This window comes from Chryseomicrobium sp. FSL W7-1435, from assembly GCF_038595005.1.
Classification (GTDB): domain Bacteria; phylum Bacillota; class Bacilli; order Bacillales_A; family Planococcaceae; genus Chryseomicrobium.
Genome location: NZ_CP151997.1, coordinates 336,078 through 357,168, shown reverse-complemented (window position 1 = coordinate 357,168; position 21,091 = coordinate 336,078). Strand labels below are relative to the sequence as shown.

At 43.5% G+C, this 21,091-nt stretch carries 16 protein-coding genes and 1 rRNA gene; 10 read left to right on the top strand and 7 right to left on the bottom strand.

What is annotated here, in order from left to right:
• Positions 1-42: 42 nt before the first annotated feature.
• The 7 genes from MKY84_RS02000 to dnaA all read right to left on the bottom strand — a co-directional run bounded on the left by MKY84_RS02000 (position 43) and on the right by dnaA (position 10,967).
• Positions 43-1,597, bottom strand: a 16S ribosomal RNA gene (locus MKY84_RS02000).
• Positions 1,598-2,084: 487 nt separating this feature from the next.
• A complete protein-coding gene (gene gyrA, locus MKY84_RS01995; RefSeq protein WP_342527423.1) occupies positions 2,085-4,607 on the bottom strand; it encodes a DNA gyrase subunit A in 2,523 nt (840 codons plus the stop codon).
• An 82-nt stretch (positions 4,608-4,689) separates the two neighbouring features.
• The gene (gene gyrB, locus MKY84_RS01990; protein WP_342528839.1) at positions 4,690-6,609 is read right to left on the bottom strand and encodes a DNA topoisomerase (ATP-hydrolyzing) subunit B; all 1,920 of its coding nucleotides are present in this window, start codon (positions 6,607-6,609) and stop codon (positions 4,690-4,692) included.
• Between the two features lie 37 nt (positions 6,610-6,646).
• Entirely contained in the window at positions 6,647-7,774 is a 1,128-nt protein-coding gene (gene recF, locus MKY84_RS01985) for a DNA replication/repair protein RecF (RefSeq protein ID WP_342527422.1), read from the bottom strand.
• Position 7,775: 1 nt separating this feature from the next.
• Positions 7,776-7,997 carry a S4 domain-containing protein YaaA gene (yaaA, locus tag MKY84_RS01980; RefSeq protein ID WP_342527420.1) on the bottom strand — a complete coding sequence of 74 codons (222 nt, stop codon included), beginning with the start codon at positions 7,995-7,997 and terminating at the stop codon, positions 7,776-7,778.
• Positions 7,998-8,310: 313 nt separating this feature from the next.
• Positions 8,311-9,447: a DNA polymerase III subunit beta gene (gene dnaN / locus MKY84_RS01975; RefSeq protein WP_342527419.1), complete on the bottom strand. Its 1,137-nt coding sequence runs from the start codon at positions 9,445-9,447 to the stop codon at positions 8,311-8,313.
• A 167-nt stretch (positions 9,448-9,614) separates the two neighbouring features.
• Complete coding sequence (dnaA, locus tag MKY84_RS01970; RefSeq protein ID WP_342527418.1) at positions 9,615-10,967, bottom strand: chromosomal replication initiator protein DnaA; 1,353 nt, start codon at positions 10,965-10,967, stop codon at positions 9,615-9,617.
• Between the two features lie 534 nt (positions 10,968-11,501).
• Between dnaA and rpmH the strand changes: the two genes are divergently transcribed.
• The 10 genes from rpmH (at position 11,502) to MKY84_RS01920 (ending at position 21,069) form a co-directional block, all read left to right on the top strand.
• On the top strand, positions 11,502-11,636 hold the full coding sequence (gene rpmH, locus MKY84_RS01965; RefSeq protein ID WP_094941861.1) for a 50S ribosomal protein L34: 135 nt from the start codon (positions 11,502-11,504) through the stop codon (positions 11,634-11,636).
• 464 nt (positions 11,637-12,100) lie between these two features.
• Positions 12,101-12,484, top strand: a complete 384-nt coding sequence (rnpA, locus tag MKY84_RS01960; RefSeq protein ID WP_342527415.1) for a ribonuclease P protein component — start codon at positions 12,101-12,103, stop codon at positions 12,482-12,484.
• A 29-nt stretch (positions 12,485-12,513) separates the two neighbouring features.
• The gene (gene yidC, locus MKY84_RS01955) at positions 12,514-13,248 is read left to right on the top strand and encodes a membrane protein insertase YidC (RefSeq protein WP_342528838.1); all 735 of its coding nucleotides are present in this window, start codon (positions 12,514-12,516) and stop codon (positions 13,246-13,248) included.
• Positions 13,245-14,027 carry an RNA-binding cell elongation regulator Jag/EloR gene (gene jag / locus MKY84_RS01950; RefSeq protein WP_342527413.1) on the top strand — a complete coding sequence of 261 codons (783 nt, stop codon included), beginning with the start codon at positions 13,245-13,247 and terminating at the stop codon, positions 14,025-14,027. Before yidC ends, jag begins: the two co-directional genes overlap by 4 nt.
• A gap of 161 nt (positions 14,028-14,188) precedes the next feature.
• The gene (mnmE, locus tag MKY84_RS01945) at positions 14,189-15,574 is read left to right on the top strand and encodes a tRNA uridine-5-carboxymethylaminomethyl(34) synthesis GTPase MnmE (RefSeq protein ID WP_342527411.1); all 1,386 of its coding nucleotides are present in this window, start codon (positions 14,189-14,191) and stop codon (positions 15,572-15,574) included.
• A 19-nt stretch (positions 15,575-15,593) separates the two neighbouring features.
• Positions 15,594-17,483: a tRNA uridine-5-carboxymethylaminomethyl(34) synthesis enzyme MnmG gene (gene mnmG / locus MKY84_RS01940; RefSeq protein WP_342527409.1), complete on the top strand. Its 1,890-nt coding sequence runs from the start codon at positions 15,594-15,596 to the stop codon at positions 17,481-17,483.
• Positions 17,484-17,493: 10 nt separating this feature from the next.
• Positions 17,494-18,210 (top strand): 16S rRNA (guanine(527)-N(7))-methyltransferase RsmG, encoded by a 717-nt coding sequence (gene rsmG / locus MKY84_RS01935; RefSeq protein ID WP_342527408.1) that lies wholly within the window; start codon positions 17,494-17,496, stop codon positions 18,208-18,210.
• A gap of 74 nt (positions 18,211-18,284) precedes the next feature.
• Positions 18,285-19,169 carry a nucleoid occlusion protein gene (noc, locus tag MKY84_RS01930; protein ID WP_342527407.1) on the top strand — a complete coding sequence of 295 codons (885 nt, stop codon included), beginning with the start codon at positions 18,285-18,287 and terminating at the stop codon, positions 19,167-19,169.
• Between the two features lie 300 nt (positions 19,170-19,469).
• Complete coding sequence (locus MKY84_RS01925; RefSeq protein WP_342527406.1) at positions 19,470-20,231, top strand: AAA family ATPase; 762 nt, start codon at positions 19,470-19,472, stop codon at positions 20,229-20,231.
• Positions 20,224-21,069 (top strand): ParB/RepB/Spo0J family partition protein, encoded by an 846-nt coding sequence (locus MKY84_RS01920; protein WP_342527404.1) that lies wholly within the window; start codon positions 20,224-20,226, stop codon positions 21,067-21,069. Before MKY84_RS01925 ends, MKY84_RS01920 begins: the two co-directional genes overlap by 8 nt.
• Positions 21,070-21,091 lie beyond the last annotated feature (22 nt).

Below are 21,091 nucleotides of genomic sequence, written 5' to 3'. Positions count from 1 at the left end.
TCAAGTCTCAGACCCAAGGGTCTGTTCCGAAATATTCCTTAGAAAGGAGGTGATCCAGCCGCACCTTCCGATACGGCTACCTTGTTACGACTTCACCCCAATCATCTGTCCCACCTTCGGCGGCTGGCTCCATAAATGGTTACCCCACCGACTTCGGGTGTTACAAACTCTCGTGGTGTGACGGGCGGTGTGTACAAGGCCCGGGAACGTATTCACCGTGGCATGCTGATCCACGATTACTAGCGATTCCAGCTTCATGTAGGCGAGTTGCAGCCTACAATCCGAACTGAGAATGGTTTTATGGGATTGGCTTGCCCTCGCGGGTTTGCAGCCCTTTGTACCATCCATTGTAGCACGTGTGTAGCCCAGGTCATAAGGGGCATGATGATTTGACGTCATCCCCACCTTCCTCCGGTTTGTCACCGGCAGTCACCTTAGAGTGCCCAACTGAATGCTGGCAACTAAGATCAAGGGTTGCGCTCGTTGCGGGACTTAACCCAACATCTCACGACACGAGCTGACGACAACCATGCACCACCTGTCACCGCCGTCCCCGAAGGGAAGGCCTAGTCTCCTAGGCGGTCGGCGGGATGTCAAGACCTGGTAAGGTTCTTCGCGTTGCTTCGAATTAAACCACATGCTCCACCGCTTGTGCGGGCCCCCGTCAATTCCTTTGAGTTTCAGTCTTGCGACCGTACTCCCCAGGCGGAGTGCTTAATGCGTTAGCTGCAGCACTAAGGGGCGGAAACCCCCTAACACTTAGCACTCATCGTTTACGGCGTGGACTACCAGGGTATCTAATCCTGTTTGCTCCCCACGCTTTCGCGCCTCAGCGTCAGTTACAGACCAGAAAGCCGCCTTCGCCACTGGTGTTCCTCCAAATCTCTACGCATTTCACCGCTACACTTGGAATTCCGCTTTCCTCTTCTGCACTCAAGTCCCCCAGTTTCCAATGACCCTCCACGGTTGAGCCGTGGGCTTTCACATCAGACTTAAGGGACCGCCTGCGCGCGCTTTACGCCCAATGATTCCGGACAACGCTTGCCACCTACGTATTACCGCGGCTGCTGGCACGTAGTTAGCCGTGGCTTTCTAATGAGGTACCGTCAAGGTACCGACAGTTACTCCGGTACTTGTTCTTCCCTCACAACAGAGTTTTACGATCCGAGAACCTTCTTCACTCACGCGGCGTTGCTCCATCAGACTTTCGTCCATTGTGGAAGATTCCCTACTGCTGCCTCCCGTAGGAGTCTGGGCCGTGTCTCAGTCCCAGTGTGGCCGATCACCCTCTCAGGTCGGCTACGCATCGTGGCCTTGGTGAGCCGTTACCTCACCAACTAGCTAATGCGCCGCGGGCCCATCCTGTAGTGACAGCCGAAACCGTCTTTCAACATCGGACCATGAGGTCCGATGGATTATTCGGTATTAGCCCCGGTTTCCCGGAGTTATCCCAATCTACAGGGCAGGTTGCCCACGTGTTACTCACCCGTCCGCCGCTGAATCGAGAGGAGCAAGCTCCTCTTTTCATCCGCTCGACTTGCATGTATTAGGCACGCCGCCAGCGTTCGTCCTGAGCCAGGATCAAACTCTCCATAAAGAGAACTTAATATAAGCTCATTTTGTTGCTGGCATCATTTTCGAGTGTCAGACACTAGGAATCCCCGCGATAAGTCAAACCACTCAGAAATGCAAAAGTATTTATGAGCGGCCCGACTTATCACAAAATTCCTGGGCAGTGTCTTCTACATCTTGGATAATGATGTCCATTTTTGAACTTCCATCATATCCGTTTATAGGAAGTGACTTGGTTCGTGTTTGCGTCACGCACACCCAACGGGGGTCGGGGCGGTGACGCTCTATCTTGACGTCTTGCATGTTCAGTTTTCAATGTTCATATGTCGTCTTGAGACAACTTTTAAAGTATACCAACTCTACAAGTTGTTGTCAACACTTTATTTCATATTGCTGTGCTGCCTTAGCGACCTACTTATCATACCAAGAATCTTGGCAAAGGTCAACAATGTTTTTCTAAAAAAATAAAACAGACTTATGAAAGCATAAGTCTGTTTTATGGATTGATTGGTTTATTCTTCTTCTATAGAAGGAGCTGCTTCAAGATTAGATGGGACATCGCCTGGTAGATCTTCGTCTAGCAATGCTTCATCTAACTCTTCGTCTTCACCCTTTTGTACTTTAGCAACGGTAGCAATTTTTTCTATTTCACTTAAACGCATTAAACGAACGCCCTGTGTTGCGCGTCCTGTTGTCGAGATGTCTTCGACCGCCATACGGATTAACATACCTTGCAAAGTGATCAGCATGAGGTCTTCGTCTCCATCGACAGTTTTTAGTGCACTTAAGTTTCCGTTCTTGTCGGTAATCTGACAAGTCTTGATTCCATAACCACCACGAGATTGTAGACGGTATTCAGAGGCAGCCGTCCGTTTTCCGTAACCATTTTCGGTTACAACCAGAACTTCTTGATCGTCCTCTAGGATTTCCATACCCACTACATAGTCATTCTCACGTAGTTTGATGCCTCGTACACCAGCTGCAGTTCGTCCCATAGAACGGATATCTGATTCTTTAAAGCGAACAGAGCGGCCTTGATGAGTTCCGATGATGATGTCTTTTTCGCCATTTGTTCGGCGAACCGCCATTAATTCATCTTCTTCACGCAAGGAGACGGCAATTAAACCGTTTGTTCGAATGTTAGCAAATGCGGTAACAGGCGTTCGTTTGGTCACACCTTCACGCGTAGTAAAGATAAAGTATTCCGTTTCTTCAAAGGAAGACATTGGAATCATAGCCGTGACATGCTCATCTCGTTCTACGTTTAGAAGATTGACTAGTGGTAAGCCTTTTGCCGTTCGGCCATATTCCGGAATTTCAAATCCACGTGCCCGGTATACTTTCCCTTTATTCGTAAAGAATAAGATGGTGTCGTGTGTAGAGGTATTTAATAGGTGTTCCACGAAATCATCTTCGTTGGTTCCCATTCCTTGAACGCCTCGGCCACCACGACGTTGACTGCGGTAAGTATTAACCGGTAGTCGTTTAATGTAGCCTTTGTTTGTTAACGTAAGCACTGAGTTCTCTTCTGGAATCAGATCTTCGTCTTCCATGATTTCTGCTCCACCCGCCATGATTTCCGTGCGGCGTGCATCTGAGAACTTATCGCGAATTTCAATCAGTTCTTCTCGAATGATTTCAATGACGCGGTAGTCATTTTCTAGAATAAACGTAAGTTCTTCGATTAATGCAAGAAGTCCGTTATATTCATCTTCAATTTTATCGCGTTCAAGACCTGTTAAGCGTTGTAAACGCATATCTAGGATAGCCTGCGCTTGACGTTCTGAAAGCTCAAAATTCTCCATCAGTCCACGCTTCGCTTCGTCTCCTGTTTGAGATGAACGAATCAACTTGATGATTTCGTCGATATGGTCTAGTGCAATACGAAGCCCTTCTAAGATGTGGGAACGATCTTTAGCTTTGTTTAAATCGAATTGCGTACGACGACGAATGACGACTTTTTGATGCTCTAAATAATGATAGAGCGCTTCTTTGATGTTCAACACTTTTGGTTGATTGTCGACAAGAGCCAGCATATTGACCCCAAAGCTCGTTTGCAGTTGCGTTTGTTTGTATAGGTTGTTTAATAGCACATGTGTGTTTACGTCTTTACGAAGCTCGATGACAATACGCATCCCGTCACGGTCAGATTCATCCGCCAGATGGGTAATGCCTTCGATTTTCTTATCACGCACAAGTTCGGCGATTTTTTCAATCAGACGTGCCTTGTTCACCTGGTAAGGAATTTCTTTTACGATGATGACTTGTTTGCCACTCGCTTTTTCTTCGAATTCTACTTTAGCACGTGTGATAATCGAGCCGCGTCCTGTTTCATAAGCACGACGAATCCCACTTCGGCCTAAGATGATCCCACCTGTTGGGAAATCGGGACCTGGGATATACTCCATCAATTCATCAATAGTAATTGCCGGGTTTTCAGCAAGTGCTAGAACGCCGTCAATGACTTCACCAAGGTTGTGAGAGGGAATATTCGTTGCCATCCCTACAGCAATACCAGAAGCTCCGTTTACAAGAAGGTTTGGGTAGCGACTTGGTAACACAGCAGGTTCTCTTTCTTGGCCATCATAATTGTCTTTGTAATCGATTGTGTCTTTATTGATGTCTCGCAGCATTTCCATTGCGATTTTGGACATACGGGATTCTGTATAACGCATCGCCGCTGCTCCATCACCGTCAATTGAACCAAAGTTTCCGTGACCATCTACAAGTAGGTAGCGGTAACTGAAATCTTGTGCCATACGTACCATCGCATCGTAAATTGAGGAATCGCCGTGAGGATGGTATTTCCCCATTACGTCACCGACGATACGCGCTGACTTTTTATATGATTTATCCGGTGTGTTTCCGAGCTCTTGCATTCCATAAAGAATTCGGCGATGAACCGGTTTTAATCCGTCCCGTACATCTGGTAACGCACGTGAAACAATAACACTCATGGCATAATCGAGGAATGATGTTCGCATCTCATTACTGATGTTAATTCCTTTTACGCCTTTATTCGGTACTTCCGACATGCTGGTTGACCTCCCATTCTTTCTTCACCTAAACGAAATCACACATCCCGCCCAACGAGCAGACGAGATGTGGTACTTGTCATTAAATATCTAAATTTTTCACGTAAACTGCATTTTCTTCGATGAATTGACGACGTGGTTCCACTTCGTCACCCATTAATTGTTCGAATACAGAGTCTGCTTCAATGGCATCGTCCAAGTTGACTTGCAACAAGGTACGGAATTCAGGATCCATCGTCGTTTCCCATAGCTGATTGGCATTCATCTCACCAAGACCTTTGTACCGTTGTACATTTGGTTTTGGTTGTTTTGACAAACGCTCGAGAATAGCGCGGAGCTGAGCATCACTGTAACAATATTCAATATGCTTTCCTTGCTTCACTTGATAAAGTGGCGGCTGCGCAACGTATACATAGCCCGCTTCAATCAGTGGACGCATAAAGCGGAAGAAGAACGTTAATAGCAGTGTACGAATGTGGGCACCATCGACATCGGCATCCGTCATAATGACGACTTTATGATAACGTGCTTTTTCTAAGTTGAATTCTCCGCCAATACCTGTGCCGAGAGCTGTAATCATGGCACGAATCTCATTATTCCCTAAGATTCGGTCAAGTCGTGCTTTTTCCACGTTCAAGATTTTCCCGCGCAGTGGCAGGATCGCTTGGAAGTGACGGTCACGACCAGATTTTGCCGAACCACCCGCAGAGTCACCCTCTACAATGTATAGTTCGCTTTCAGCAGGAATACGTGAAGAACAGTCTGCCAATTTACCTGGAAGACTTGATACTTCAAGAGCCGATTTACGGCGTGTAAATTCACGTGCTTTTTTCGCAGCGACACGCGCACGAGCAGCCATAAGCCCTTTTTCAATGACTTGACGTGCAACAGTTGGGTTTTCAAGTAAAAAGCGTTCAAAGCCTTCTGAGAACAAGCTATTTGTAATCTGACTGACTTCAGAATTTCCTAGTTTAGTCTTTGTTTGACCTTCAAATTGAGGATTCGGGTGCTTGATGGAAATGATGGCAGTTAAGCCTTCTCGCACGTCGTCTCCTGTTAAGTTCGTTTCCGATTCTTTTAGAAGGTTGTTTTTACGGGCATAGTCATTGATGACACGTGTTAAAGCTGTCTTGAAGCCTGACTCATGCGTACCACCTTCATACGTATTGATGTTGTTAGCGAATGAGAAAATCGCTGCATTGTAACCAGAGTTGTATTGCATAGCAATTTCAATCGCAATGCCTTCTCGCTCTGCTTCTACAAAAATAGACTCATGAATCGGTTCTTTTTTAGCATTCAAATGCTCAACGTATGATTTAATTCCGCCTTCATAGTGGAACGTCTTCTTTTGCTCTTCTCCTTCACGCTCATCTTGGATAGTGATCGAAAGACCACGGTTCAAGTAAGCAAGCTCACGGACTCGATTTGCTAGAATATCAAATTCGTAGACTGTCGTTTCTGTAAAGATGTCAGAGTCTGCTTTAAAGCGTGTCGTTGAACCTGTCGTCTCTGACTCCCCAATCACTTGAAGGGGTTGAACAACGTCTCCACGTGAAAATTTAATCTCATACATTTTCCCGTCACGTTTTACCATGACTTCAGCATGTTCAGATAGAGCATTTACAACAGAAGCTCCTACTCCATGAAGTCCACCGGATACTTTATAGCCCCCGCCGCCAAATTTACCGCCGGCGTGAAGAACAGTCATAATGACTTCAACAGCAGGTTTCCCCATTTTTTCATGATTGCTGACTGGGATACCGCGGCCATTATCTTCAACGCGAATCCAGTTCTCTTTTTCGATTGTGATGGTAATATGATCACAATATCCAGCTAATGCTTCATCAATCGAGTTGTCCACGATTTCCCACACTAAATGGTGAAGACCTTTAGAACTTGTTGAACCGATATACATTCCTGGACGTTTTCGTACGGCTTCGAGACCTTCTAAAACTTGAATCTGGTCTGCATCATAAGAGGTTTGAATTTCTTTTTCTTCCATTGCCAAATGACTCACCTACTCTTTCTGTTTGGCACATCTATTCCACATGGGATTTTTCTTGAATCGTTCCATGTTCCACATGAAACAATTTGGCTTGTGTGACGACATCGTGTGTCAGACCGTCTACGCTCGTAGTCGTGACGAATGTCTGCACTCTGTCTTGAATGGTATTGAGAAGATGCGTCTGTCTAAAGTCATCCAATTCGGATAAGACGTCATCAAGTAACAAAATGGGTGGTTCCCCGACTTCTTGGTGGATCAGTTCAATCTCGGCCAGTTTTAAAGACAGTGCAGTTGTACGCTGCTGGCCTTGCGATCCATAAGTCTGTACATCATAATCATTGACGAAAAACTGCAAGTCATCACGGTGTGGTCCATAGAGAGTCGTTCCACGCTGGATTTCTTGCCGTTTTGATTTTTCTAGTTTGTCCGTTAATTGTGTTTTCCACTCTTCACGGGCTGACTCGAAATCAATTCCTGCGGTGCATTGGTACTGGATGTTTAATTTTTCAAGTCCACGGGAAATACCATGATGAATGGGTTCTGCCCAAGACTGCAGTAGCGCGATAAATTGCATGCGTTTCGCAATGACTTTAACCGCTGCTTCTACATATTGTTCTGTATAAATCGCAAACATCACATCATCGAACGAAGGATTCCCTTGGTTCTGCTTCAGTATGTGGTTACGTTGTTTTAAAATTTTCTGAAATTGCAAAAGGTCATGCAAATAGACAGGTGATATCTGGCCGATTTCCATATCTAAAAACCGTCTTCTCACCTGTGGGCTACCTTTTACAAGATTCAAATCTTCTGGTGCAAACATGACGACGTTCATTTGACCGATATAGTCGCTAAGACGGGATTGTTCCAAGTAGTTGACCTTTGCTTTCTTCCCTTTTTGGGAGATGGTCAGCTCAAAAGGGACAGTCCCGTATTTTTTATGAACATCACCTTTTATTTTACCATATTCTGCGTTCCAACGTATCAATTCTTTGTCGTTAGAAGTGCGATGTGACTTTGCCATCGCAAGGACATAAATCGCCTCCATGATGTTTGTCTTCCCTTGTGCATTTTCGCCAAGAAAGACATTCACATGCTTGGAAAATTCAGCAGACGCGGTTTCATAATTTCGGTAATTGGAAAGCGCTAATGTCTCAATATGCATTCTATGCCTCAGGCCCGATCAATTTAAACTTGCCCTGTTCAGGAATCAGAACGACATCTCCCGTCCGAAGCTTCTTTCCTCTGCGGTCTTCTGCCTCTCCGTTCACAAATACCGTGTTCATCTGTAGAAACGGACGAGCCATCCCACCAGAGTCGATAACACCCGTCATTTTCAACAATTGGCCAAGTGTAATATATTCTGAATCAAATCGAATCTCATTCATCGTTTGATACCTACTCTTTCTAAAAGTCATTATCCCCCCATTTTACCCTATTTTTGTGGATAAGTAAAAGGAGGCGTTAGATGTGGAAGGCGTTCACCCAGAAATGCTTCGGGAATCAAGCGTGCGCATAGAGGCGCTCTATGTCTCTATGTGTGCGATTGATTTTCGAATGTATTTCTAACGCCTGGAACTCGATAGAGTTTATCACTGAAACAATGTAAGAATGGATCATCAATGCAAAAAATCAGCACCCTCTCTTAAACCTACTCAAGAGAAGATGCTGATTTTCTTTTTTGTCTTAACTAGTCAACGATTAATATGTTCGTACTGGCAAGATCAATTGCAAAATAGAATCATCGTGCACAGATTTCAAGATGAACGGACGCATCACACCAGTGAACTGGATCTGTACGTCATGTCCTTCTATTGCCTTCAAGGCATCCATCATGTACTTGGCACTGAATGAAATCACAAGTTCTTCCCCTTCGATCTGCTCGGCAAGCACTTGCTCCTCTACCTTTCCGATTTCCGGAGAATTCGATGAAATTTCAACCGCCGTCTGTCCTTGCGTTGTAAAACGCACGACATTGTTGCGATCTTCACGAGCTAAAAGTGAAGCACGGTCAATCGCCTGATGCAAAGCACGGCCATTAACAACGACCAAAGTCTTGTGCTCAGATGGAATCAAACGGCTTGTATCTGGGTAGTTCCCTTCCAGTAAGCGAGAATAGAACAATACATTACCAGCTTTAAACAAGATTTGTTGAGCTGTTAATACAATCTCGACTGGCTCTGAATTATCTTCAAGAATTTTATTGAGCTCGTTGAGGCTCTTTCCTGGAATGATTGCGTTGTATTCTTCAGATGGAGCACTGACAAGTTTAGTAGAGCGACGTGCTAACCGGTGACTGTCGGTTGCCACACACATTAACTCTCCATCACGAATCTGCCAGTTAACCCCTGTTAAAACTGGGCGGCTTTCTGAAGTGGAAACTGCAAACACCGTTTCACGGATAATCGATTTTACAAGCTCTGCTGGCATCGTAAACGATTGATCTTCTTCCATTTGAGGAAGCAATGGATAGTTGTTAGCATCTTGTCCGATTAAATGAAACTCTGATTTACCAGAGCGCACATCGGTTTGATAGTTGCTGTTTACTTCAATCATGACGTCGTTAGTTGGCAGCTTACGAACAATTTCGTTGAAAAAACGTGCTTGAAGAACAATGGAACCGGTTTGTGCTAATTGAACGACCTGCTCCCCATCTTCTTCTACTGGAATAAATGTTTGGATTGTAATATCAGCGTCACTACCAGTTAAGTAGATGCCTTCTTTTTTCGCTTCAATTTTGATTCCTGTTAAAATCGCGACTGTTGTTTTTGAACTTACTGCTTTCATGACATCATTCAATGCCTCGAGTAAGCGATCTCGCATAACTTCAAATTTCACGCTGAAATCAGCTCCTTATATACATATTTAGTTTATTAAAAGAATAACAGTAATAGTAATAGGCACTGTGAATATGTGTATAAGTGCATTTTCACTTAGAGGGATAAGGTTATCCACATGTGCATAAGATGTTTATAAGCTAGAGTTAAAAAATAGAGTTATCCACATTATCCAGATGAACGACCGAGCAAGCTCTTAATCTGTTTGATTTCACTTTTAAGAGTCTCATCTGTTTTGAGCAATAACGAGATCTTTTCAGTGGCATGGATGACGGTCGTATGGTCGCGCCCTCCAAACTCTTCTCCAATTTTCGGCAAAGAAAAGTCGGTTAATTCTCGTGATAGGTACATGGCAATCTGACGAGGATAGGCAATGGACCTCGTGCGTTTTTTCGCTGAAAAGTCTTCTAAACGGACGTGATAGTGTTCACCCACGACTTTTTGAATGTCCAGTATTGTAATCACACGTGAGCGATTAGCAGGCATGATGTCTTTTAACGCTTCAGCAGCAAGATCTACGTTAATATCACGATTAATCAAGGACGAATACGCTACGACACGAATCAATGCGCCTTCTAACTCACGAATATTGGAATCAATTTGGTTCGCAATGTACTGCATGACTTCATTGCTGATATCCAGTCCGTCTGCACGAGCTTTTTTACGAAGAATCGCAATACGTGTTTCTAAGTCTGGAGGAGAAATATCGGTGATAAGTCCCCATTCAAAGCGAGAGCGTAAACGGTCTTCTAGTGTAGGTATTTCTTTTGGTGGACGGTCACTAGAAATGATGATTTGTTTGGATTCTTCATGCAAAGCATTGAAGGTATGGAAAAATTCTTCTTGTGTCGATTCTTTTCCAGCCAAGAATTGAATATCATCTATTAGCAGCACATCTACATTGCGATACTTGTTACGGAAATGAACAGTCTTGTTGTCTCGAATGGAGTTAATGAACTCATTCGTGAATTTTTCGGAAGACAAATACACCACTTTGGCATTAGGGTTATGTTCTTGAACATAATGGCCGATAGCATGCATTAAGTGAGTCTTTCCAAGTCCTACGCCCCCATAGATAAACAGTGGGTTGTAAGCTTTAGCGGGTGCTTCTGCTACGGCAAGTGAAGCAGCATGAGCAAAGCGGTTACCAGATCCAATAACGAACGTATCAAAGGTGTATTTCGAGTTCAACATACCTGGTGAAAAGTCCGGTTGATCGTCTTGAGAAATCATTGGTTTTGGAGCAGGAATATCATAGTCTTCTAGATTTTGATCTTTTGGAACGATAAAGGAAATCATAGCTTCTTTCCCAGTGAGATCATGTAGAATGGCAGCAATTTGGTGGACGTAGTGGTTTTCGAGCCAATCACGTGCAAACGAATTTGGTGCTGCAATCGTCAACGTGTCATGTTTATAGGATAAAAGCTTCGTCGATTTGAGCCAGGTCTCAAAGCTTGGCTTTGAAACTTGCTTTTCCATCTCGGCGAGAACCCGGCCCCATAATTCTTCGAGTTGATCCAACGAGGTACACACTCCTTTCTATTTCTGTCATCACAGGCACTATAAAAAATGCCAAGCAAAATTCGACATGGCAAAAAAAATATAGAATAGTTATACACACTATTAAATACATGTGGATAAAACTTTACACACACTGTGAAAAATATTATCCACACTTTACTAACAGATGTGGATAACTAAATACGGTGATTTTTTTATGTACAGAGTAAAACACATTTAGCATATCATTTTTACCTAGTACTGACAAGAGTTGATTGAAGTTATCCACAAACCTACACTTACCCACACAAACACTTGTCCACAGGACGGTATATGTGCAAAAACTGTTCATAAGGGATGTTGATAACTTAGAAAGGTGATTTTACATACTCCCATCGAATTTTGCAAGTATTTGTCGAGACTGTGGATAACTTCACTGGCGAAGTCTAGAAAAAATTGAATTCGAGCATTGACATTCGAGGGCAGATTTAAGTATAATAGTCAAGACTGTCTGGAGATATTTAAGAATAGTCAAAGCAGGAGGTGTCTTACACAATGAAACGTACATTCCAACCAAATAAACGTAAACGCAGCAAAGTTCACGGGTTCCGCGCACGTATGAGCACAAAGAATGGCCGCCGCGTACTAGCTTCACGCCGTGCTAAAGGAAGAAAAGTATTATCAGCATAAGTCCACTGAACCCTCAGTGGATTTTTTTTTACTAGATTTAGATGTGGAGAACGCCACTCTAGAAACTCCGAGGAAATCCGGCGTGCCCGTGAAGGCTCTCTTTAGCCTTTACGGGTGCGACGGATTCCGCAGTGTGTTTCTGGCGTTCGGAACTCGATTACTCTAGATGTGGAAGGCGTTTGTCCAGGAATGCTTCGAAAATCGAGCGTGCCCATAGAGGCTCTTTCTGTCTCTATGGGTGCGATCGATTTTTGAATGTATTTCTAACGCCTGGAACTCGATTACTCTAGATGTGGAAGGCGATCTAACGCCTGGAACTCGATTCGATTCAGGTTCGCAACCATTTGAACGCTATCTATTATAGCTCTGGCGTTCGGAACTCGATTCCACCACAAAAAAACTTCGCTCTACCTATTAAGTAGTAGCATTTGATACAAGAAATACCTAAGGAAGGTCGGAGGTCCATGAATAAACACCAGCGGATCAAAGACAACAAAGAATTTCAGCAAATCTTTAAAAAAGGTAAATCGTATGCCAACAGACAGTTCGTCGTTTATGTCATGCCAAGTGAAGAGACACATTTCCGGATTGGGCTTTCCGTTAGCAAAAAAGTAGGGAATGCAGTCGCACGAAACCGTGTGAAACGATACATACGTCAAACCTTTCTAGAACTGAAAGACGATGTTCAGCCCGCCAATTATATTATTATCGCCAGGATACCGGCGGCCACACTAGATTTTCATGAGACAAAAAAGAGTCTCGAACACGTATTGAAAATCGCGAAAGTTTATCGTTCGAGTGGTAAGATGAAAAAAAGAGAAGACAATGCAGGGGGACGTACAAGGTGAAAAAGAAGTTACTCCTTACGCTGCTAGTAATGACGGCTCTATTTCTAGCAGGGTGTACAGAATTTAATGACCCAATTTACGATGAAACTACCGGTTTTTGGAACGAATACATTGTATGGCCACTAGTTTCAGCCATCACATACTTCAAAAACCTATTTGGAACTTATGGTCTTGGAATTATTGCTGTTACGGTGATTATCCGTTTAGCGATCCTTCCACTACTGATTAAACAAACAAAGAGCTCGAAAAAAATGCAAGAAGTGCAACCAGAACTGAAAAAGCTTCGTGAAAAGTACAGTTCAAAGGATGCGCAAACTCAACAGAAATATCAAGCTGAAATGATGGCGTTGTTTAAAGAAAAAGGCGTGAATCCAGCAGCAGGGTGTTTGCCGGTTCTAGTCCAAATGCCAATTTTAATTGGTTTCTACCATGCAATCAGCCGAATGAACGCAACACCGGAAATCAACTTAGGTGATTTCTTGATATTCCCACTAGCAGAGCCAAGTGTCATCCTGGCGATTCTTGCAGGGATTTTCCAGTTAGTAACCTTGATGACAGGTCCAGCAATGGACAACCCACAAATGAAAATCATGATGTACATCATGCCATTTATGATTGTCGGGTTCGGTTTAGTCTTACCATCCGCATTAACACTTTACTGGGTTATCGGAAACATAATCTCATTGATTCAAAACTTAGTAATCTACAAGCCGTGGAATAAACCACAGGCGGTTCCAGTTCAAACGGGAGGGAATAAGAGATGAGATCCACTACACAAACTGCAGCAAACAGTGAGCAGGCAATTCAACAAGCGTTAAAAGAGCTTGGAATTAGTCGTGACCAAGCATCGATCAAGATTTTAGATGAAGGTAAAAAAGGCTTTCTCGGTCTAGGAGCGAAGCCTGCAGTTGTGATAGTGAATGTCAATGATGGTGTAGAAGCACCATCCTCTCTAATTTCAGAACAACCAGTGGTCTCTTCTATAGAAGAAACCGTGTCTCCGGTAGCGGAAGACGTCAGTGAACAGCCAGTTGAGGCAGCGGTTGAACAGTCACAAGCTTTCAAAGTTGAGGCTGAACCCGCTTCCAACGACCAGGCGATTGAAGAGTCCATTCAATACATGAAGCAAGTGGCACAAGGTATGGGTATTGAAGACCTGGATGTGACGCATGAAGTCGAAGGAAAGTACGTACACTTCCAATTGAACAGTGCAAAAGCCGCGCAGCTCATCGGTAAACGAGGGCAGACGTTGAATGCACTTGAAAACTTGGTGCAATTAGTCGCCAACAAGTACTCTGGCAACTTCATGATTGTCAAAATCGATGTCGAGAACTACCGTGAAAAACGAAAAGTTTCTCTAGAGCAATTGGCAGAACGGATGGCAGATAAAGCCCGTCGTTCAGGTGAAAAGGTAGAATTTGAACCGATGAACGCTTACGAGCGCAAAATCATTCACAATGCCCTCTCTACTCACGTAGACATCGACACGTATTCAGTAGGAGCAGATCCTTACCGTCACTTAGTCATTGAACCTATTCAATAATGTAGAGCGAGCCCCTTAACCGGGGTTCTTTTTTTTTGGCTGATTGTCACAGTTCCGCAACTAGAGTTTTCCACAAAAATATGCTATTGTAAGGTGTTAGTGAATTCAATAAAAATCGGTTATCCACACGTGGATAACTGTTCAATAGAGGAGAGAAAAAAATGGAATTTGATACAATTGCAGCGATTTCCACACCACTTGGAGAAGGGGCGATCGCAATTGTTCGCCTGAGTGGTCCAGAGGCTGTTTCAATTGCTGATCATGTGTTCCGCTCTCCTTCCCATAAAAAGCTCCATCAAGAAGCCAGTCACACGATTCACTATGGCCATCTTGTTCGTCCAGAGACAGAAGACGTTGTCGAGGAGGTCATGGTATCTCTTATGAGAGGGCCTAAGACCTTTACACGTGAAGATGTCATTGAAATCAACTGCCACGGAGGGCTTGTCACCGTCAATCAAGTGCTACAGCTTGTATTGCGTTCAGGAGCGCGTATGGCAGAGCCAGGAGAGTTTACAAAACGTGCCTTCTTGAACGGACGTATTGACCTTTCCCAGGCGGAAGCTGTTATGGACTTAATTCGTGCCAAAACCGATAAAGCGATGAACGTAGCGCTAGGTCAGATGGATGGCCGCCTGTCACGTTTGATCCAATCTCTGCGCCAAGCACTCCTTGAAACACTTGCACAAGTGGAGGTCAATATCGACTACCCAGAGTACGACGATGTAGAAGAGATGACAATACCACTGATGCGTGAAAAAGGAACGTGGGTTAAGCAGGAGATTGAAAAGTTACTCGAGACTAGCATGCAGGGGAAGATTCTGCGTGAAGGACTGTCTACCGTAATTGTTGGGCGTCCCAACGTAGGGAAATCCTCTCTTTTGAACAGCCTGATTCAAGAAAATAAAGCAATTGTCACAGATATAGCGGGAACCACCCGTGATATTATAGAGGAATACGTGAATGTGCGTGGAGTGCCACTAAAGCTTGTGGATACAGCGGGTATTCGAGAGACAGAAGACATCGTAGAGCGCATTGGAGTAGAACGTTCTCGACAAGTGCTAAAAGAGGCTGATTTAATCTTATTAGTCATGAACCACTCAGAAGCACTGTCTGAAGAGGACGAGCGCTTAATGGAAGCGACACATGGCATGGAGACGATTGTAATCGTCAACAAAACCGATCTACCTCAAGCGCTTGATTATCAAAAACTTGAGCAGCTAGTCGGTCATCGTCGCATTGTCACGACATCCATTCTACAAGACGAAGGCATTGAAGAACTCGAGCAAGAGATTGCAAAATTGTTCTTTGAAGGTGGGATGCAGGGTGGCGATATGACCTATGTATCCAATGCGCGTCATATAGCACTTCTTCATCAAGCCAAAGATACTATTCAAGATGCATTGGACGCAGCAGAAGAGGGCGTACCAGTGGATATGATCCAAATAGATGTAACAAGAACTTGGGAAATACTAGGAGAAATCGTAGGGGATACTGTAGAAGAAAGTCTCATCGATCAACTCTTTGCTCAGTTCTGCCTCGGGAAATAATGAAAGAGAGGAAGAGACTATGCGAACATTTGAAGCAGGCACATATGATGTAATTGTCATCGGTGCCGGGCACGCCGGAGTAGAAGCAGCACTTGCTTCAGCCAATATGGGTGCCAAAACACTCGCACTAACTATTAATCTAGACATGATTGCCTTTATGCCTTGTAATCCATCAGTAGGAGGACCAGCAAAAGGTATTGTTGTCCGGGAAATCGACGCATTAGGCGGTGCAATGGGCAAAGTCATTGACCGCACCCATATCCAAATGCGTATGCTCAATACAGGTAAAGGCCCAGCCGTTCGTGCTTTACGTGCACAGGCTGATAAAGTTCTTTATCAACAAGAAATGAAACGTTTGATGGAGGAACAACCAAATTTGTCTGTCCATCAGGCAGTAGTTGAAAGCTTAATCGTAGAAAATGAAGAAGTAACAGGTGTGCTGACGCAGGTAGGAGCCATCTACAAGGCCAAAACTGTAGTCGTTACAACAGGTACTTTCTTACGCGGTGAAATCATTATTGGAGACCTTAAGTATTCTTCTGGTCCAAATAATCAACAGCCATCCATTAAACTTGCTGATAATTTGCGAGAGCTGGGCTTCGACCTCGTGCGATTTAAAACGGGTACGCCACCACGTGTCAACTCCAACACTATCGATTACTCAAAAACAGAGATTCAACCAGGAGACGACGTACCACGTGCGTTCAGTTTCGAAACGACAGAATTTATTATGGATCAGCTTCCATGCTGGTTGACCTATACAGGTGAAAAAACGCATCAAATCATTGAAGAGAACTTGCATCTTTCGCCTATGTATTCAGGCATGATCAAAGGCACTGGCCCACGTTATTGCCCGTCTATCGAAGATAAGATAGTACGCTTCAACGACAAACCACGTCACCAGATTTTCCTAGAGCCAGAAGGACGTAATACGAAAGAAGTATACGTGCAAGGTTTATCAACTAGCCTTCCGGAACATGTTCAACGTCGCTTACTAGAAAGCATCCCAGGATTAGAAAAAGCTGAAATGATGCGTGCTGGTTATGCAATTGAATACGATGCAATGGTACCGACACAATTATGGCCTACTCTTGAAACGAAGAAGATTAAAAACCTTTATACAGCTGGTCAGATCAATGGGACCTCTGGTTATGAGGAAGCAGCTGGTCAGGGGCTAATGGCGGGTATTAACGCAGCTCGTCGTGCAAAAGGCGAAGAAGAGGTTGTTCTTAGCCGCTCTGACGCGTATATCGGCGTTCTAATCGATGATCTCGTGACTAAAGGAACCAATGAACCTTATCGCTTGTTAACATCTCGTGCAGAGTATCGTTTGCTTCTTCGTCATGACAATGCAGACTTGCGTCTAACAGATCTTGCGCATCAAATTGGATTAATCAGTGATGAGCGTCATGTGCGATTTATGGCGAAGAGAGATGCGATTGAGACGGAGCTTGCGCGTCTACGTGGCATCATTATTAAACCAAACGAAGAAACACAAAGTCTGATTCGTTCTGTCAGTGGAAGTGAGCTGAAGGATGGTATCCGAGCTTCAGACTTACTCAAGCGAACAGAAATGAACTACGATTTAGTGGCACAGCTTGTTCCTTCAGACCTCGAGTTGTCAGAAGACATAAAAGAGCAGATTGAAATTCAAGTGAAGTACGAAGGCTATATTGAAAAGTCATTACTACAAGTAGACAAGCTTAAGAAAATGGAAAATAAAAAAATCCCTGAGAACATTGATTATGACGCCATTTCAGGTCTTGCCACTGAGGCACGTCAAAAGCTAAAAGAAGTCTTGCCGCTTTCATTGGCGCAAGCAACACGCATATCTGGTGTTAACCCAGCAGATATCTCAATTTTACTTGTTTACATTGAACAGGGACGTATCGCCAAAGTCTCAAGCTAAGGAGAATTCCATGAACGAACAACAGTTTATTGAAGCATTGGCCGAGAAAGGAATTCAGCTATCAGACCATCAAATCAAGCAGTTCAAGACATACTTTGAACTGCTTGTTGAATGGAATGAGAAGATGAATTTGACGGCAATTACCGAGCAACAAGAAGTCTATTTAAAACACTTTTACGATTCGATCACAGCTGCCTTCTATGTGGATTTTTCAAAGCCACTAAGCATTTGTGATGTAGGAGCAGGGGCTGGTTTCCCAAGCCTTCCAATGAAGATTTGTTTCCCTGAAATGCGAGTTACCATCGTCGACTCTTTAAATAAACGCATCCAATTCCTAACACATCTAAGTGATCAACTAGGGCTTGAACATGTCGAGTTCGTTCATGCACGAGCAGAAGAATTCGGACAAAATCCTGTTTACCGAGAATCCTTTGATGTAGTAACCGCACGTGCAGTTGCTCGTCTTTCTGTCCTTTCAGAGCTATGCATCCCACTTGCGAAAGTAGGAGGGCGTTTTGTGGCAATGAAAGCGGCATCTGCGGAAGACGAACTAAAAGATGCTAAGAAAGCATTGACTGTTTTAGGTGCAGAATTAGTAGAAGATTTTTCTTTCCAATTACCAGTCGAAAATAGTGAACGCAAGCTTTATATTTTCTCTAAGAAAAAATCGACACCTAAGAAGTATCCTCGAAAGCCAGGTACACCAAATAAAAGCCCTATTCAGTAAAAATGTTCCACGTGAAACATTTAATCTTCAAGTGATTTGTGATAGATTAGTAATAGAAGGTGGTGCACGTTTAGATGAAAAGTCCTTTTTCCAGGCTCTTTGGCGGTACAGATAAAGGAAAAGAGAAAGACAACATAACTGAAACAGCAGCAACAACGGCAACCGCTGTCGAAGAAGTCGTTCAAATTCCTATCGGAAGCATTGTTCCGAACAAGTATCAGCCTCGTACAGTTTTTGATGATTCAAAGATTGAAGAGCTTGCCCGCACGATTCGGACGCATGGTATTATCCAGCCAATCGTAATTCGGGAAATCGAATCCGGTCAGTATGAGATCATTGCAGGCGAGCGTCGCTATAGAGCGATGAGCAAGCTGGAGTGGACAGAAGTTCCTGCAATCGTTCGAAATTTATCAGATAAAGAGACTGCTTCTGTTGCGCTTATTGAGAACCTACAACGTGAAGAATTGACAGCTATTGAAGAAGCGCTCGCGTATCAGCAGTTAATTGAATTGCATGAATTGACACAAGAAGCCTTAGCCCAGAGACTAGGGAAAGGCCAATCAACAGTTGCCAATAAAATTAGGCTTCTTAAATTGCCGAAGCAAGTACAGGATGCGATTTTGACAAAGGAACTATCCGAACGTCACGCGCGTGCATTAATGAAAGTAAAAGATGAGGCACTTCAACTTGAATTGCTTCAAGAAGCTATTCGAGAACAGTTCAGTGTGAAGCAGCTAGAAGAGCGTATTGCAGCGATTCAAGCGAAAGCTGAAGAGGGCGATAAAAAAACGCCTCCAAAGCCACGACGAAAAATGGTAAACCGTGATGTTCGAATTGCGCTCAATACGTTGAAGCAATCGTTATCGATGATTTCCAAAAGTGGTATTGAATTTGAAACACAAGAAGAGGATCAGGAGGACTACTATCAGGTAGTCATTAAAATCCCTAAACGTAAATAACCATTCCATGCATTTGTACATTTTGGTACAGGTGCATTTTTTTGAATAGATTTTGATTTCCTCGGCATTTTTGGGCAAGCCTATTGCACTTTTCTACGTGTCCAGTTCCACAGGCTAAAAATACGCTCAAAAATCAGTCGCACCCATAGAGGCGAAGGGAGCCTCTATGGGCACGCCCGATTTCCTCGACATTTTTGAGCAAGCCTATTGCACTTTTCTAGAAATGTTACGCACATGTAATACTAAAATTCAAAAAATTTGATAGAATAAGAGATATGAGCTTAGAAAGAAGGTGCAAGAGTGGGAAGAATCATCGCCATCGCCAATCAAAAAGGGGGAGTGGGTAAAACAACCACCTCCGTAAACCTCAGTGCCTGCCTTGCATATTTAGGGAAAAAGGTACTGCTTGTTGACATTGACCCTCAGGGGAATGCTTCAAGTGGGGTCGGCGTAAACAAAGGAGAAGTTGATCAATGCATCTATGATGTACTGATAGATGACGTTCCTGTAAAAGACATTATTATAGAAACAAAAGTTGAGAATTTACATATAGTCCCCGCTACAATTTCATTGGCAGGTGCTGAAATTGAACTCGTCTCGACCATTTCCCGAGAGGTTCGATTGAAGCGTTCATTAGAAGAAGTCAGTCCTTTTTACGATTATGTGATCATTGACTGTCCACCTTCATTGGGCCTATTAACTATCAACTCCCTTACGGCTTCAGATGCCATCATCATTCCTGTTCAATGTGAGTTCTATGCACTTGAAGGATTAAGCCAGCTACTGAGTACAATTCGCCTTGTGCAAAAACATTTAAATAAGAACCTTTCTATTGATGGTGTATTACTGACCATGTTCGATGCTCGGACAAACCTTGGTATGCAGGTCATCGATGAAGTGAAAAAGTATTTCCAAGAAAAAGTGTACAAAACGATCATTCCACGTAATGTACGCCTTTCAGAAGCACCAAGTCATGGGGAACCAATTATTATTTATGATCCAAAATCACGTGGTGCCGAAGTGTACCTGGAACTTGCGAAGGAAGTGATTAGACATGGCTAAAGGGTTAGGAAAAGGAATTAATGCCTTATTTCCAGGGGAAGATCAAAACACTCAAGAACGTGTAGAGCAGGTTGAATTAAAGGTAATCAAACCAAATCCGTATCAACCTCGAAAAATCTTTGATCAGCAAGCACTGGAAGAATTGAGTGCATCGATAAAAGAACATGGTGTGTTGCAGCCAATCATGCTTCGCAAAAAAGGTAGTAAGTTTGAAATCGTAGTAGGGGAACGTCGTTTCCGTGCCTCACAGCTAGCTGGTCTTACAGAAATTCCAGCAGTTGTACGTAATCTAGACGACCGTGAAATGATGGAGCTTGCTATTCTGGAGAATTTGCAGCGTGAAGATCTTACAGCTATTGAAGAGGCGGAAGCTTACCAGAAACTGATGGACACTCTTGACCTGACGCAAGAACAATTAGCATTCCGACTTGGAAAAAGTCGACCTCATATCGCCAACCATCTTCGATTACTTGTATTACCAGATGAAGCCAAACAAGCGATTTCAAGTGGCGTCATTTCAATGGGGCATGGGAAAGCTTTGCTTGGACTGAAGAAAAAGAAAAACATCCCACTTATATTAGAGAAAACAAAGAAAGAGCAATTAAATGTTCGCCAGTTAGAGGCGCTAGTACAACGCTTGAATGAAAATGTTCCACGTGAAACAATTGCAAAAGATAAAAAAGATATTTTCACAGTAGAGAAAGAATCTGAATTGCGTGATCGTTTCGGAACCGGCGTTAAAATCAATCGTTCTAAAGATCAAGAAAAAGGGAAGATTGAAATCGACTTTTACTCTAAAGATGATTTGGAACGTATTTTAGAATTACTAGAGAAGTAAAAAATGACCTATTTCCACAACA

Excerpts from the sequence above, each read along its gene's own strand:
- gyrA (WP_342527423.1), bottom strand. The coding sequence starts at position 4,607 with ATGTCGGAAGTACCGAATAAAGGCGTAAAAGGAATTAACATCAGTAAT.
- gyrB (WP_342528839.1), bottom strand. The coding sequence starts at position 6,609 with ATGGAAGAAAAAGAAATTCAAACCTCTTATGATGCAGACCAGATTCAA.
- recF (WP_342527422.1), bottom strand. The coding sequence starts at position 7,774 with ATGCATATTGAGACATTAGCGCTTTCCAATTACCGAAATTATGAAACC.
- yaaA (WP_342527420.1), bottom strand. The coding sequence starts at position 7,997 with ATGAATGAGATTCGATTTGATTCAGAATATATTACACTTGGCCAATTG.
- rpmH (WP_094941861.1), top strand. The coding sequence starts at position 11,502 with ATGAAACGTACATTCCAACCAAATAAACGTAAACGCAGCAAAGTTCAC.
- rnpA (WP_342527415.1), top strand. The coding sequence starts at position 12,101 with ATGAATAAACACCAGCGGATCAAAGACAACAAAGAATTTCAGCAAATC.
- yidC (WP_342528838.1), top strand. The coding sequence starts at position 12,514 with ATGACGGCTCTATTTCTAGCAGGGTGTACAGAATTTAATGACCCAATT.
- jag (WP_342527413.1), top strand. The coding sequence starts at position 13,245 with ATGAGATCCACTACACAAACTGCAGCAAACAGTGAGCAGGCAATTCAA.
- mnmE (WP_342527411.1), top strand. The coding sequence starts at position 14,189 with ATGGAATTTGATACAATTGCAGCGATTTCCACACCACTTGGAGAAGGG.
- mnmG (WP_342527409.1), top strand. The coding sequence starts at position 15,594 with ATGCGAACATTTGAAGCAGGCACATATGATGTAATTGTCATCGGTGCC.
- rsmG (WP_342527408.1), top strand. The coding sequence starts at position 17,494 with ATGAACGAACAACAGTTTATTGAAGCATTGGCCGAGAAAGGAATTCAG.
- noc (WP_342527407.1), top strand. The coding sequence starts at position 18,285 with ATGAAAAGTCCTTTTTCCAGGCTCTTTGGCGGTACAGATAAAGGAAAA.
- MKY84_RS01920 (WP_342527404.1), top strand. The coding sequence starts at position 20,224 with ATGGCTAAAGGGTTAGGAAAAGGAATTAATGCCTTATTTCCAGGGGAA.